Here is a 14,122-nt window from a genome sequence, read left to right as displayed (position 1 = left end):
AAAACGGGAAGGGCAAATGTCCCTGTTTTCGTAAAAGTATAGGACAAAACGGCATAAGTTCAATCCCTCTGTTTTCCATGTTAAAATGATGAAAGATAATTAAATCGAATAAACCTAGAACCTCACAAATAATTCACTATTTTTATCTATAATAAAATTGATGTAATTTCTACGTTATAAGGCTGGGTGTGAAGATGATGAAAAAATGGAATGTACTGATTGTAGATGATGAACCGGAAATGAGACAGCTGATCACATTGTATTTAAACAGGGAGAATTATTTCTGTATTGAAGCCGAAAACGGTTTGGCAGCTCTTGATCAATTGAATAAAACACAAGTCGACCTGATGATCGTGGATATTATGATGCCATTCATGGATGGTTTCCAACTACTTGAAGAAGTAAGGGAGAACAGTCAAATTCCCTTTATATTCCTATCTGCCAAGGGCGATGACCTGGACAAGGTAAAGGGTTTAAAGCTTGGCAGTGATGATTATATGGTTAAACCCTTCAACGCTGATGAGCTTGTGGCTCGCATTGAAACCATTCTAAGAAGATCATATGGTGTCCAGACACGTTCCATGGTAGAAAGGTTTGGACCTGTTTCATTTAATTTGGCATCCAGGACCGTGTCCGTCGGTGATCATTCTCCCCGTTTGACTTTAAAAGAATATGAACTTTTCTTATTTCTCGCACGCAATCAAGGACGAGTATATAAAAGGGATCAACTTCTGGATCAAGTATGGGGAAGAGACTACGAAGGAAGTGATCGAACCGTTGATACCCATATAAAAACGTTGCGGCTGAAATTAAAAAATTACGGGTCGTTGATCGAGACCGTATGGGGACTTGGTTATAAATTTGAGGGATCTCTTTGAGAAACATAAACCTTACCCTCAATAAAAAAGTCTCTATTCTGTTGTTGAGCAGCTTATTTTTAACGATTGTCTTTTCGTTCCTGTTCATTCATTATCTCTACAAAGACCTATATATAGGGACCGTGAAGGATTCACTTCTTTATCAGGGACAGAGGACCGCAGCCCACTACCATTATGGGGATGTAAGCGGAAATATCAAGGACAAAATCCTCTGGTATAACGTCATCTCTCCCTATGAAGTATCCGTTGTGGAAAACCTTGATGAATTAGGTAAGAGCTTCCCTTTTCTAATTGATCGAAAGCCCCTCATCAATGCAACAGACAAAAAAGAATTGGCGAAGGGCAATCATGTCATGAAAGAAGGATATGTCGACGAGTTCGATCGGAAAGTGATAGGAGCCGTCTTTCCGCTTATGAATGGAGATAAATTAATGGGATATTTGTTTATCTATATCCCTCTTGCTGAAATGACAGAAGTCTTCAGCAAAGGAATCCCCATCTTAATATTGGCAGGGGTCATGTTTTATTTCGTGCTATTTTTGATCATTCAGTCTTCATTGGACTCCTTGTTCAAACCTGTCAGGGAAATGCAAAGGTTCTCTAATCAAGTGGCCAGCGGAAACTTTACGGAGCGTCTGGAGGTCACCACTAAAGATGAAATGGCTGAATTGGCCCTGACCTTCAACAGTATGGTAGACTCTTTGCAGCACCAGGAGGATCGGAAACGGCAATTCCTTTCAAATGTCGCCCATGAACTGAGGACCCCCCTCACGTACATCGGGGGGTATGCAAAAGCTTTGACCGACCGGGTTCAAACAAACCCGGAGGAAATAGAAAAAAGCTTACACCTGATTCAAAAAGAGTCGGTGCGGATGCAGAAATTAATTACGGAACTCCTTGAATTGAATAAATTGGAAGACGCTGCATTTTCATTGGATATTGAACCGATGGTGCTGTCCCAATTCATTATGGACTCCTTAACACTGATCCGTCCCCAAGCAGAATTAAAGCATATGGATATTAAACATACTTTAAATGAGGAATCCATCATAAACGGAGATCCAAACCGGGTGATGCAGGTCTTCTACAATATTTTGGACAATGCCCTGAAATATTCCACGGAAAAAACCTCTATCACCATCCACTCCTATGAGAAAGATGGTAAGGCGGTTGTGAAGATTAAAGATCATGGGATTGGGATCCCCGGAGACTCACTATCACAAATAGGTGAACGATTCTATAGATCTGATCTGTCTAGGACAAGGAACACCGGTGGATATGGACTTGGTTTATCCATCGCCAAGGAAATCATGCATAAGCATAAAGGTTCCTTTTTCATTGAGAGTGAAGAAGGCAAAGGTACGACGGTATATCTAACGTTTCCATTGCTGGAATTATAAAAGACTGAGTCGGACGACTCAGTCTTTTATCGTTGTATTATCCAAATAAATTTTTAATTGAATTAAAGAAATTTTTAATTGCTTCTAATAATCCGGTAAAGAAATCCGACACTTTCTGTCCAAACCCTTTATCGTTCACAATATCCTTGATAGTTGTTTGGATATCCTTCGTCAAGTCATCCAGCTGCTGTTGAACATTATCAAAATTTATATCAAGGGATCTCATCTTTTCAAATAAATCAATCAACAGCTGACGATCCTCTGGACTTAATTCAATGTTCAATGATTGGAGTTTGTCTTCGACGATCTTCTCGACTTCCTCTTTCGTAGCAGGATCTTGTTCAGCAATTTCCTTCTTGATTTCGGTTAACAGTTTACTGACTTCTTCCTTATCGATTCCTGACTCTTTCGCAAGTTCCGTGGCAACGGATAATTCTTCATTGGCCACTTCCATCCGAACCGTATCAAGCTTCTCCCCACTCACGTCATACGCTTTATAAATACCCACTAATGCAGAATGACCGCTCACCTTAACCGGTGAAGCAACATCCACTACTGCATTTTCGACACCCGCTGTTAAAAGTGCATTGGAATACATTGAATTTGTCACTTCGGTAATATTCTCCGGTGTCACAATATTAACCTTCAATCCTTCACCCTTTTCTTTACGAGTGATCATGGCTGAAGAGAACATGCGGGCATTCCTGTTTTCTCCTTCAATATATTTCACTAGATCTTCACCAGTAGCCGTAAACTCTTCCACTTCTGTTCCCTCATCCATACCCAATTGCTTTTGTACCTCTTTTTTTTGCTGGCTGGTGAGTGTTTCCCCATATACAACGATGGGCAGTCCGAATTTTTCATTAATGCTTGCTTTATCATTATCTGCGGCCGATGCCGGTTGAAGTCCGCTAACCATTAATGAACAAAGTAAGATGATTCCAATAAGCTTTTTCATGTGTATTCTCCCTTTTTTCATGATGGATAAAATCCTAGAACACATCCATTCTTCCATTGTACCGGTACTCATGGATATGTTCATCCACCCAGAGTCTTATTTCTATCTATTCATTAGACGAAAGAGACCTTCAGAAAGTTACAAGGCCCATTGATACATTAACACAAAAAAAAGCTTAGCTCCATGTACCACGATTCTTCTTCTGCAAGAAGAGTCAAGGTATACAGTGCTAAGCAGCATTCTAAAGGATATCAATCCAGATCTTGATTGCCGTTCCTAAAATCAATAGTGCCAATATCATTTGAAGGATCTTGGTGTTCATTTTCTTTCCTGCCATCGCTCCGAGTGGAGAGGCAATCAGACTTGCCACTACCATGATCATGGCTGGCAGGTAATCCACTTGCCCGGTGGTGATTTTCCCAACAGTCGACCCGATGGAAGAAATCAACGTAATGGCAAGGGAGGAAGCAATCGTCATCCTCGTCGGTATTTTCAGCACGACAAGCATGATCGGAACTAATAGAAACGCTCCTGCTGCACCAACAATACCTGCACCCACTCCCACGATGAGGGCAAGAATGGCAGCGAGCCATTTGTTAAAAGAAACATCTTCCAGCTTCACATCATCTATCCCTTTTTTTGGAATGAACATCATGATGGCTGCAATAAGAGCCAGAATTCCGTAAACGATGTTAATACCTGCTTCACTCATGAATTTTGAGCCATACCCACCAATGAAACTACCGATTAAGATACTTACCCCCATATACGTAATGAGTGATTTATTCAGGTAGCCCCCTTTACGGTATGCCCATACTCCGCCAAGCGTTGCAAAGAATACTTGAACGGCACTGATGCCAGAAACTTCATGAGCGGAAAATGTCGCTACTCCCAACAAAGGCGGAATATATAAGAGCATTGGATATTTAATGATACTTCCTCCGATTCCCACCATTCCTGATATATAAGAACCGACGAAGCCGATTAGAAATATAGTTAAAATAAATGCCAAATCCATTGTGAGCCCTCCTCTTCCAGTAGAATGGGAACCGCTCATGCAAGTTCCCATTGAAAATAATTAATTCTAGTCGTTATTATCGAACAGCACAGCGATTTGGTCCGATTTCCATCTCACGCTGCTTTTCCTCATTCGGTGTCACTTTTCCCATATTGGTTTCACGTATTTCCTGATAAGCATTCGGTTGTGGAGGCAGATTTTCAGAAACAAGACTTCTGAATTCATCTTCGCTCTCAATGTTCAGACCATGATTCTTGGCATATAAGGTGCCAAGTTTCTCACCTACAGAACCGTCTTCATTTAATTCATCAATAATCATGAAGTGAGCGGGTAAAACGGTCAGATCCCTGGAAAGATCTTTGTAGCGTTTGTACAGACTTTCTCTCAAGTCCCCTACCCAATCTTCAGCTTTTCCTGCAAGATCAGGTCGCCCGATACTATCAATAAATAAAATGTCACCTGAAAATAGATATTTCGCATCAACCACAAATGATGTAGAACCAATTGTATGACCTGGTGAGTATAGGGCATTGATATCGATGGTTGTGTTCCCGATCTGTACTTTATTTCCATCTTCCAGTGCCGCATATTCAAATGTAACCTCTTCAGCATCTTTGGATGGTAACCAATACGTTGCTCCGGTTCTTTCTGCAATGGTACGCCCACCAGAAATGTGATCCGCATGTAAGTGAGTATCGAATACATTTGTGATTTTTACATTTTTTGTTTCAGCAAATTCGATGAACACATCTGCCATACGGGTGGCGTCCACAATCGCGGCTTCACCATTTGATACGACCATATAGGAAAGACAGCCTTTTCCTAAGCGTACAAATTGATAAAGTTCTCCCCCATTTGATAGATCCCCTACTTTAACAGGCTCTAAATGTTCACTCCAAGCCTTCATACCGCCTTCAAGATAGGAAACATCTCTTCCTTCTTCAGACAGCATTTCAGCTACCATGACGGAAGAACCTTCTTTTGCACAAACGACAAGGATCTCTTTATCTTCCGGCAATTGATCCATGATCTCTTCCACTCCATCTAAAAGATCGAAGTAAGGGATATTCAAATAATCGAATGATTTCCCTTCGATTTTCCAGTCTTCAAATGCATCTACATTACGAACGTCTAAGATGAATAATTCTTCTTTTTTCATTACTTTTTGTGCTACTTCTTTTGAATTCATTGGTTTTACCGCCATTAATTAACCCTCCTGAAAATGAATTATTTAATATCCGATTCTAAGTCTCCAGACCAATCGCTCATACCTGGAACCACATTGATTACATTCGCGAATCCTTTTTCACCTAATAGTTGAGCCGCCATGTCACTTCTATTTCCAGTACGGCAGACAACATAGATCTCTTTGTCTTTATTCAATTCAGCTATACGGGCTTCAAGTTCCCCAAGCGGGATCGAAATAGCCCCTGGAATATGATTGAAGGCATATTCCGCTTTTTCCCGGACATCCAGCACAATCACATTTTCATCGGTTAGTTTGCCAGCTAATGTGGCGTTGTCAGTAACAGCCTCGTGTTTACGTTCAACTGTCTCTTCACCGCTTGATTTACGGACGAAATGCTTGAGGACGTCCCCTTCTTCAATTGTTCCTAAATAATCATGTCCTGTGCTTTTTGCCCAAGCTTGAAGATCCGCCTTGGACCCCTTGTCTGTGGCTTGAATTTCAATTACCTGCCCCGCTTCCAGACCATTCATTGCTTTCTTTGTTTTTACAATCGGCATGGGACAAGCAAGTCCCTTTGCGTCTAATACAAAGTTTGATTCAATGGTGTTCATATAAAGACCTCCAATTACCACGTAGGGTATATTTGTTTTCAAAAAAATTTAGATAAATAAGTTCACATTTCCGTCCTCAGCATCTGCTAAATAAGCTGCTACTCCAGCGTATTCGATTTCTTCCAACAGTTCGTCTTTGTGTAGTCCCAGTAGATCCATGGTCATGGTACATGCAACCAATTTGATTTCCTGTTCTCTTGCCATGTCGATCAAATCAGGCAGAGGCATGGCATTATGCTTTTTCATGACACCTTTGATCATTTTTGGACCCATGCCCATAAAGTTCATGTTTGATAACCCCATTTTATCTGCTCCACGAGGCATCATTTTCCCAAACATTTTTTCCATGAACCCTTTTTTAACGGGTACCATTTCTTCTTTTCTCAAAGCATTCAATCCCCAGAACGTATGGAAGATCGTTACTTCATGATCATATGCTGCAGCACCGTTGGCAATAATATAGGCTGCCATCGCTTTATCGTAATCTCCACTAAATAGAATGATATTGGTTGTTTTTCTCTCTGACATTGTGTTCCCTCCTGTTTACTACAGGGGGTATATACCCCCTCAAAAAAATTTAGCCTTTTTTAATCCAGAATGTAAATACATCATTTTCTTCATTCGAATCGAGTAATTCATGTCCTGTCGATTTAGCCCATGCTGTAAGATCACTTTTTGCGCCTTTATCTGTTGTTTGAATCTCCAGGATTTGACCGGATTCAATTTCTTTAATAGCCTTTCGGGTTTTTACGATTGGCATTGGACAAGCAAGTCCCTTTGCATCTAATACTTTATCTGCGTTCATGTGTGTTTCCTCCTCGTTTTTCAATACCCATAAGGGTATACTATATGATATAAAAAAAGATGTCAACCTTTTTTGTTATCGACTTTTCACTAACAAATTCACTGCCTCTTTCACAAGTTCTTCTGTACTTTCACCTGTTTCATGTGAGTCCCTGACGCACTCAACAAGATTCATACTAACAATTAAACCTACTGAACGATCAAGAGCTGTTTTCGCTGCGGAAAGTTGCGTGATGACGTCTTTACAATCTTCCCCTTGCTCCATCATTCTTACAACCCCACGGAGCTGCCCTTCCACACGTTTTATCCGATTTATAATTTGTGCATTGTATTCCATCAAGACACCTCCTGTTGGCTTGTTCTTTTCTTGCTACATCCACTATAATATACCCTACTAGGTATTAAGTCAAGGGGGGAGAATCGCATTTTTTTCAGAATGATCATTATTAGGCAGAGGCATATAAGACTGATTACAAACAATGAGTGTAATCAGTCTATGATACCCAGTAAGGAATAATGATTAGATCAGATAGAAAGTGATTTGCCTTTTCGCCATATATTCAAGACGATTCTCGATGAAAGCAACCGGTTCTTCCAGATAAATGGGCACGCTCTGATCCCACTCAGGTATATATTGTTGTATGTTGAACTCCATTGCATAACATGTATTGGCCGTAAGAGGCAGATCGCCCTTAATGGGAATCTCCCTCTGTTGATCGTATAACCCGATCAAAGCGCCGGCTTCATGACAATGATGGCCGAGTGGATGAGAATACAGCATCGCCTCGATTTCTTCCTCTCTTGCCTTTTTCATCGATCTTTGAAACACTTCATTCCCCGTTCTTCCGACTTTCATTTCCCCGGTTATGATGTCCTCGAACCTTAAGGCGGTTTGTAATGCAGATTGAAGTCCTTCAGGAGCTTCCTCCTCACCTGGGTAAAGGACATAAGCCAACTGCTGGGTGTCCGTTGCCAGGCCCAGATATCGAATACCAAAATCCAAATGCACGATATCGCCAAAGCGAATGATCTCTCCCTCTAATCGATCCATCACAGAACCCTTTCTTTGCAGATCAACCGTAGGATAAAAGGAGGTTTCCATTCCTGCGTCTAAGACCCGCTGGCGTATCCATTCATTAACATCTTCGGTAGTGGTGATTCCAGGATGAATCACTTTCCGGGATAACGCTTCTTCCGCAATCATCCTCCCAAGCTCTGCTATCGAAGGGTATGCCACTAATTCCTTGGTGGTTCTGATGGATAGCCAATCCACAATGATATGTTGAGCAGTCACAAATTTATGTGAGTGTTCATCTAACAGCATGCTAAGCTGCTGATAACAGGAATGACTCAAACCATCCGCTGCGGCAAATGTCGATGAATAATTCAATGCGATCGTATCAGGGTTGTACTCATCCACAAGACGTTTAAGGCAATCCCATTGATCACACTCTTCCGGGTTCCATGCTCTTTCGTAAAATGGTTCAAAATTCGGATTGGGGTGCAAAACCCATTTTTTCAGGTGCTGGCCATCTTCCAAATAAAATATGAGGATGGTCAATCTTCTCGAACCGTCAACTGAGGTCGGGTAAAGACTCTTCAGGACAGGATCTTCATTGTATTCCCTCCCTGCCGTGATCCACATGTCTACCTTGTGTTTTTTCATTAAATCAGGTAACAGGGTATTCAGGCGATGAAACAGCCAGCGATTTTGGGTTTCTTCCCTCTTTTTTAAGGGGAGAATGGCAGATAGATATTCATTCTCACTTTTCATGTGAACGACTCCCTTGTTTTATTGATCATTACACTTTCGACAAAATCATCTATTTCCCCTTCCCAACGCAAAAATGACCATTGAAGAATTTCCCCTATGGTCACTCTCACTATTTATGTATACCTCCTCAATTAGTAGATTCCCTCTTCTTTGAAAATCGCTTTTTGAAGATGGGATGCAAATCCTTCCAGATGAGAAAGGGTGCAGATATCTTCTTCTAATAGAGGGATTTCATATAACGATTGTTCGGTGAATCTTTCTTGCATCATACGCAAGTATACTTTTTCCTGTTCTCTTCTTTTCTCCAAAAACTCCCCATCCGCCTGATTGGGCAGGATTTTATTCACAACCAGACCTCCAATATCAAGTGAATGCGAGGACATCAATTCAATCGCTTTCTCCGTTTCGAGAATCGGTAGCCTTTCTGGGATCAGGACGAAAATAAAACCTGTCTTTTGCCGATTAAGCAGTATATCTCTGACTTTTGAAAACTTTTCACGGCGTTGTTGAAGGACATCGAATATGGGATCCTCAACAGGTTCACCATCATTCAAAAGCTGGGAATAATTCTTATTTGTTTTCTTCCTTCTCTCAAGCATACCATCCATCCAAACTCCCATTAATTCCGGAAGAGACAATAGGCGAATCGTGTGTCCTGTTGGAGCTGTGTCAAAAATGATTTTGTCATATCCATTTCCTTCTTCCAGAATGATCGAAACAATCCGGTCAAACAAGGCAGCCTCTTCCGCCCCCGGTGCTGAGGCAGCCATATCGATTTGCCGATGGACTTCACTCACCATATTGGACTTTACCATCCCTTTGAGATTCCTTTTCACTCCATTGATGTATTGACGCGTTTCTGCTTCTGGATCTATTTCGATCCCCCATAAATGTTTCGTTAGCGGGGTTGGATGCCCATTTATTTCATGGTGGAAGATATCTCCAAGATTATGAGCCGGATCTGTTGAGACAATCAGCGTCTTCTTGCCCATTTTTGCAAACATGACGGCCAGTGCAGATGCCGTAGTCGATTTTCCTACTCCTCCTTTTCCCCCCACAAAGATAATAGACTGATTCAGTAAATCATCCATATATTCCCTTCCTTTCATTTTAACAACATCTGATTCCATCCAGTGGCGAGTGTTCCATCCCCATTCTTAAGTGCCAATCATGAAACTTTTCTATCATATATGGATAGAGTTCCAACGTGTAAAAAAAAACAGGGTTAGGTATTCCAAGCATATCTGAATAAAGCAGTAATAAAAATAAATCCTCTTCGTCCCTCAACTCCCTTGCTATTTCTGTTTTATGAGGAAGCCGGATCATATCATCATATAATTTCATTGCCCTTTTGAATTTATCTATCATGGTTGTATCCAAGTGATCACTCCTCCCTAATAAAAAAGGGGACCCGATGTGAGTCCCCCTGCTTTAATGCTTACACAGAGAACTGAGAAGGCTCATCCCCTTTTTTAGACAGGGAAGAAGCTGCTGTGATGAGGATCCACAGAGTAAAGATCAAGATGATGCTTCCAAAGATGAAAAGAAGCATATTCCCTTCCGATTCCCCGGCTCCTGACCATTCAAAGACCACCTGATTGATCATTGCCCAAAGGGTCATAAACATGAGGAACAACATCGGGATCAGTGTAGCCAGATAATTCCTCCCCTGTCTCTTGAGCCAAATAGTAATCAGAAGTAAACTGATCCCTGCCAACAACTGATTCGATGTTCCAAACAAAGGCCAAAGGAGATATCCACCTGATCCGAATCCTTTAGGGCCCTGAGGCAATAATGTCAGAGCCGCACTTGATACGACAGCAATCGTAGTCGCAACGTGTGCATTAGTTAATGAGAGTACTTTGTACTCCTCTCCCAATTCAGAAATGATATATCGCATCAGACGAACAGATGAATCCAGGGTGGTGGCCGCGAAGCTTACAATGATGACTGAAACGATCGTTGCGGCAATATCTGCGGGAATCCCCACACCTGTCGCAAGTTGTCCTGCCCCTTGAATGAAGACACCCAATCCCGCTCCACTGGCTGCAGCAAATCCACTGTAGGTCGCTTGGAATTCTTCTACGTTAGGAAAAAATGTAATACAGGCAATGATGGCAATCAGGGCAAGTGCCCCTTCCCCTACCGCTCCTAAATAACCGACGAATCGGGCATCCGTTTCCTTGTTCAGCTGCTTTGAAGAGGTCCCGGATGACACCAGTCCGTGGAAACCTGAAATCGCACCGCACGCAATCGTAATAAATAATAATGGAAACCAAGAAACATCTGCAGATCCATTTGTCATCGGAGCAGTGATCTCTGGGTTAGTAAATAGGAGACCGAGATACAGCAATCCAAGACCCACGATCAGCTGATGTGAATTAATATAATCTCGAGGCTGTAATAGTTTCCATACGGGGAGGATGGAAGCGATGTACACATAAATCATCAGAATAACGATCCACACAAGGAAAGCCATGCTCGTGGAACTTAAACCAAATAATGAAGTCGCTTCCTGCCCACCGAAATATCGGACCAGATCAATTTGCAGGAAATCTACCCGGCTTGCGATCACCGCTGATGCGTACATGACACCGAGAGCCACGATGGAAGGTAATAACATGCTTCCGTTACGTTTGTAGACGGAGTACCCGATCCATACAGCCAGCGGAATTTGAATGAATACAGATAATACACTTGCCGGGAACGTAATGAATAAATTCGCAATGACCCAGGCAAAAACCGCATTAACCATTAATACAAGAATTAAAATAATGAATAAAAAAAGTACCTTAGCCCTCTTTCCTATCAACTTATTGGCTAATGAACCAACAGACTGTCCTTTATTTCGAACTGACAGCACAAGGGTACCGAAATCATGCACTCCCGCTGCAAACACAGTACCGAATATCACCCAAAGAAAAGCAGGAAGCCATCCCCAATACACGGCTATAGCCGGTCCTACAATAGGAGCAGCACCTGCAACCGAAGTGAAATGATGCCCCCAAAGGACAAATTTATTCGTCGGTACGAAGTCCACTCCGTCTTTATACTGGTGAGAGGGTGTCACGTAATTCGGATCGAGCCTGTACACTCTCTCCGCAATAAGAGTCGAATAATATCTATACCCTATTAGAAACACGATACCCCCTATGACTGCTAACCATATTCCACCCATCAAATTCCTCCCTTTTCCAATGATTTTACATACATTAAATTCTGAATTTTTTGAATGTATGCGCTTACTACATTTTAACTTGGGTTTTTATGGATTTCAATAAGAACTTAGTACTCTTTCCTTCTCCATTCATCACTCCTGTATCTATAAAACATTCAAAAAAGGGCCGATTCACTTTGGGAATCGGCCCTTTTTTCTGTAATCACCGGACAAATATACTGTCCTCATCTGTGGGGTCCACGGCTTGGGGTATATCCACCGTTGTCCTTAAAATGGTTTGTTCCGTATCAGTCGTCTTAGGGTGACGGGCATCTGTAGGGAATTCAAATGGAATCCTTTTTTCCTCCCCAGCCTTAATCGTCCCTATACTGTCTAGTGTGAGCGTATTTAAATCCTTCTCATGAAAAGAAAAATCACTATCCTGTTTATCTTGTTCATACTTTAGGAGAAGTAATAGTCGAACTTCATTCACCGGTTGATCGGCCATTCCCCCCTTTAAGACGACATCCCCCTTGATTTGGTCGCCAGGTGAAATCTCTGTCGTGTGCACGATTGTATCCACCTTCACATGACCTATACCGATACTTGACAAAAACTTATTTAACATTGATCAAACCCCCTCATCCTGTTTCTACTCCTTGTTATACTAGCAATTCCCCCACCGATTCGTCCACTCTTACATATTCTTCTAATACTCTGCAAAGAATATAAGAGAATTTTTCAGGAAGGAGGAAATAATAATGAAAAAAATAGTGGTATCAATTGCAGCTGCCCTCATCATCAGCCTTGGATTCAGTTCCATCGTCTCTGCAGAAGGTCAAGGTCAGGCGCCGGGACAAAAGGTGAATCTGACAGAAGACCAAAAAGCTGAGATTGGCAAATTGCACGAACAGATGTATTCAACGAAAAAAGAGCTTGTGAAGAAATACGTCGAGTACGGTGTCTTTACCAAAGAACAAGGCGATAAAGTGCTGACCATGATGGAAGCAAAACATCAAAAGCTGAAAGAAAACGGTTATATGATGAGATGGCACCCACATCCTCATCATGGAAAGCAACTTGATCACAAAGAATAAAGGTAGAAATAGGGCAAATTCTGCCCTATTCCTTTTCCACAGGAATCGATTGGCTAGAACTCGGCCTTAAGGATGCGGGAAACTACCTCAATGTCCTCCAAAGACACATCATAATGAGTCGTGAAACGGACCAGGGTCGGTCCAAACGTCACGGCCAATATACCTTTTCTCTCTAATTCTTCTACAAACTGTGCTGCTGTCATCCCTGTGCCGGATACGTCAGCCACTACAATATTAGTATCCACTCCATTGATGACTTCAATCCCATTACATGTTTGAAAGGTTTCTTTGAGGATTCTTGCTTTCTCATGATCCTCTGACAAACGTCCTCTCATCTTGTTCAAGGCGACCAATCCTGGAGCCGCAATCACCCCGGCTTGTCTCAGTCCCCCGCCCAAACGTTTTCTCCACTTTCGAGCCTTTTTAATAAAGTTCCGGTCACCTGCAATGATTGAACCTACCGGTGCGCCCAAGCCTTTCGATAAACATATTTGAACGGTATCACAGTGATCCGTAAACTCCTTTACGTCACGGCCACTTGCGGCAACGGCATTAAAGAGCCTGGCTCCGTCAACATGCACCGGAATGGAGTGCTTCCTGGCAATGGTATGAATGGCTTGCATGTTTTCCGGTGAAACGATTGCCCCTCCCGCACGGTTATGGGTATTTTCCAGACAAATCAAACCCGTTTCCGGAAAATGCTGATCCTCCGTACGAATGGCAGCTTCTATTTCAACTGGGTCCATTTCTCCATTGGTTCCTGTAATCGTCCGGGTTTGAACGCCTGCGAAAGCTGCAACTGCCCCTGATTCGTAGTAAAAGATATGCGAATTCGTTTCTAATAGAATTTCATTTCCCGGTCTGGTATGGGTCAATACGGCAATTTGGTTCCCCTGGGTACCACTTGTGACGAATAATGCTTCCTCTTTCCCAAGAATATTGGCTGCTTCCTTTTCAAGCCTTAGGATAGTAGGGTCTTCACCATACACATCATCACCCACTTCAGCTTCATAAGCTGCCCTTCTCATTTCCTCCGTCGGTTTTGTTACCGTATCACTTCGTAAATCAATCACAATGACAATCCTCCTCTATAACTTTCCCTAGATCCATTATAACAAAGGATATTGATAGATGAATCATGGTGAAATAAAACCATTCAAATAACCAAAATACCTTCTTTCTACCCATTAAAATTATAATTTTAGGAATATTCTAAAATTAACAGCCTCTTTTATG

At 41.9% G+C, this 14,122-nt stretch carries 16 protein-coding genes; 3 read left to right on the top strand and 13 right to left on the bottom strand.

Annotation, left to right across the window (positions count from 1 at the left end; genetic code table 11):
• The first annotated feature begins 197 nt into the window (after positions 1-197).
• Positions 198-878, top strand: coding sequence for a response regulator transcription factor (locus tag ATG71_RS14920; RefSeq protein ID WP_098440260.1), 681 nt, complete (start codon positions 198-200; stop codon positions 876-878).
• Positions 875-2,278, top strand: coding sequence for a sensor histidine kinase (locus tag ATG71_RS14915; protein WP_098440259.1), 1,404 nt, complete (start codon positions 875-877; stop codon positions 2,276-2,278). Before ATG71_RS14920 ends, ATG71_RS14915 begins: the two co-directional genes overlap by 4 nt.
• A 37-nt stretch (positions 2,279-2,315) precedes the next feature.
• On the opposite strand, the gene ATG71_RS14910 is transcribed toward ATG71_RS14915, so the two are convergent.
• The 12 genes from ATG71_RS14910 to ATG71_RS14855 all read right to left on the bottom strand — a co-directional run bounded on the left by ATG71_RS14910 (position 2,316) and on the right by ATG71_RS14855 (position 12,417).
• Complete coding sequence (locus ATG71_RS14910) at positions 2,316-3,236, bottom strand: DUF1002 domain-containing protein (RefSeq protein WP_098441851.1); 921 nt, start codon at positions 3,234-3,236, stop codon at positions 2,316-2,318.
• Positions 3,237-3,477: 241 nt separating this feature from the next.
• Positions 3,478-4,254, bottom strand: a complete 777-nt coding sequence (locus ATG71_RS14905; RefSeq protein ID WP_034759056.1) for a sulfite exporter TauE/SafE family protein — start codon at positions 4,252-4,254, stop codon at positions 3,478-3,480.
• Between the two features lie 76 nt (positions 4,255-4,330).
• Positions 4,331-5,458 carry an MBL fold metallo-hydrolase gene (locus tag ATG71_RS14900; RefSeq protein ID WP_098440258.1) on the bottom strand — a complete coding sequence of 376 codons (1,128 nt, stop codon included), beginning with the start codon at positions 5,456-5,458 and terminating at the stop codon, positions 4,331-4,333.
• A gap of 23 nt (positions 5,459-5,481) precedes the next feature.
• A complete protein-coding gene (locus ATG71_RS14895) occupies positions 5,482-6,054 on the bottom strand; it encodes a sulfurtransferase TusA family protein (protein WP_098440257.1) in 573 nt (190 codons plus the stop codon).
• Positions 6,055-6,102: 48 nt separating this feature from the next.
• Entirely contained in the window at positions 6,103-6,582 is a 480-nt protein-coding gene (locus ATG71_RS14890; RefSeq protein WP_098440256.1) for a DsrE/DsrF/DrsH-like family protein, read from the bottom strand.
• 49 nt (positions 6,583-6,631) lie between these two features.
• Complete coding sequence (locus tag ATG71_RS14885) at positions 6,632-6,859, bottom strand: sulfurtransferase TusA family protein (protein WP_098440255.1); 228 nt, start codon at positions 6,857-6,859, stop codon at positions 6,632-6,634.
• Between the two features lie 75 nt (positions 6,860-6,934).
• Positions 6,935-7,195, bottom strand: a complete 261-nt coding sequence (locus tag ATG71_RS14880) for a metal-sensitive transcriptional regulator (RefSeq protein WP_098440254.1) — start codon at positions 7,193-7,195, stop codon at positions 6,935-6,937.
• A 183-nt stretch (positions 7,196-7,378) separates the two neighbouring features.
• Positions 7,379-8,632 carry a M24 family metallopeptidase gene (locus tag ATG71_RS14875; protein ID WP_098440253.1) on the bottom strand — a complete coding sequence of 418 codons (1,254 nt, stop codon included), beginning with the start codon at positions 8,630-8,632 and terminating at the stop codon, positions 7,379-7,381.
• A 131-nt stretch (positions 8,633-8,763) separates the two neighbouring features.
• Positions 8,764-9,723, bottom strand: coding sequence for an ArsA family ATPase (locus ATG71_RS14870; protein WP_098440252.1), 960 nt, complete (start codon positions 9,721-9,723; stop codon positions 8,764-8,766).
• Positions 9,724-9,742: 19 nt separating this feature from the next.
• Positions 9,743-10,000, bottom strand: a complete 258-nt coding sequence (locus ATG71_RS14865; RefSeq protein ID WP_098441850.1) for a cory-CC-star protein — start codon at positions 9,998-10,000, stop codon at positions 9,743-9,745.
• Between the two features lie 70 nt (positions 10,001-10,070).
• Positions 10,071-11,810 carry a carbon starvation CstA family protein gene (locus tag ATG71_RS14860; RefSeq protein ID WP_098440251.1) on the bottom strand — a complete coding sequence of 580 codons (1,740 nt, stop codon included), beginning with the start codon at positions 11,808-11,810 and terminating at the stop codon, positions 10,071-10,073.
• Between the two features lie 202 nt (positions 11,811-12,012).
• Positions 12,013-12,417 (bottom strand): sporulation protein, encoded by a 405-nt coding sequence (locus tag ATG71_RS14855; RefSeq protein ID WP_098440250.1) that lies wholly within the window; start codon positions 12,415-12,417, stop codon positions 12,013-12,015.
• Positions 12,418-12,550: 133 nt separating this feature from the next.
• Here ATG71_RS14855 and ATG71_RS14850 point away from each other — a divergent pair, with 133 nt between their 5' ends.
• Positions 12,551-12,886, top strand: coding sequence for a YckD family protein (locus ATG71_RS14850; protein WP_098440249.1), 336 nt, complete (start codon positions 12,551-12,553; stop codon positions 12,884-12,886).
• Between the two features lie 53 nt (positions 12,887-12,939).
• Here the strand turns inward: ATG71_RS14850 and ATG71_RS14845 are convergent, their stop codons facing one another.
• A complete protein-coding gene (locus ATG71_RS14845) occupies positions 12,940-13,959 on the bottom strand; it encodes a threonine aldolase family protein (RefSeq protein ID WP_098440248.1) in 1,020 nt (339 codons plus the stop codon).
• Positions 13,960-14,122: the final 163 nt, after the last annotated feature.

This window comes from Bacillus sp. es.034 (assembly GCF_002563655.1).
Taxonomy (GTDB): domain Bacteria; phylum Bacillota; class Bacilli; order Bacillales; family Bacillaceae_B; genus Rossellomorea.
The sequence above is the reverse complement of the archived record's forward strand: the minus strand, read 5'-3'. Positions and strand labels throughout refer to the sequence as shown.

Bases quoted from the DNA above. Each gene is read 5' to 3' on its own strand.
- ATG71_RS14920 (WP_098440260.1), top strand. From the start codon at position 198: ATGAAAAAATGGAATGTACTGATTGTAGATGATGAACCGGAAATGAGA.
- ATG71_RS14910 (WP_098441851.1), bottom strand. From the start codon at position 3,236: ATGAAAAAGCTTATTGGAATCATCTTACTTTGTTCATTAATGGTTAGC.
- ATG71_RS14905 (WP_034759056.1), bottom strand. From the start codon at position 4,254: ATGGATTTGGCATTTATTTTAACTATATTTCTAATCGGCTTCGTCGGT.
- ATG71_RS14900 (WP_098440258.1), bottom strand. From the start codon at position 5,458: ATGGCGGTAAAACCAATGAATTCAAAAGAAGTAGCACAAAAAGTAATG.
- ATG71_RS14895 (WP_098440257.1), bottom strand. From the start codon at position 6,054: ATGAACACCATTGAATCAAACTTTGTATTAGACGCAAAGGGACTTGCT.
- ATG71_RS14890 (WP_098440256.1), bottom strand. From the start codon at position 6,582: ATGTCAGAGAGAAAAACAACCAATATCATTCTATTTAGTGGAGATTAC.
- ATG71_RS14885 (WP_098440255.1), bottom strand. From the start codon at position 6,859: ATGAACGCAGATAAAGTATTAGATGCAAAGGGACTTGCTTGTCCAATG.
- ATG71_RS14880 (WP_098440254.1), bottom strand. From the start codon at position 7,195: ATGGAATACAATGCACAAATTATAAATCGGATAAAACGTGTGGAAGGG.
- ATG71_RS14875 (WP_098440253.1), bottom strand. From the start codon at position 8,632: ATGAAAAGTGAGAATGAATATCTATCTGCCATTCTCCCCTTAAAAAAG.
- ATG71_RS14870 (WP_098440252.1), bottom strand. From the start codon at position 9,723: ATGGATGATTTACTGAATCAGTCTATTATCTTTGTGGGGGGAAAAGGA.
- ATG71_RS14865 (WP_098441850.1), bottom strand. From the start codon at position 10,000: ATGATAGATAAATTCAAAAGGGCAATGAAATTATATGATGATATGATC.
- ATG71_RS14860 (WP_098440251.1), bottom strand. From the start codon at position 11,810: ATGGGTGGAATATGGTTAGCAGTCATAGGGGGTATCGTGTTTCTAATA.
- ATG71_RS14855 (WP_098440250.1), bottom strand. From the start codon at position 12,417: ATGTTAAATAAGTTTTTGTCAAGTATCGGTATAGGTCATGTGAAGGTG.
- ATG71_RS14850 (WP_098440249.1), top strand. From the start codon at position 12,551: ATGAAAAAAATAGTGGTATCAATTGCAGCTGCCCTCATCATCAGCCTT.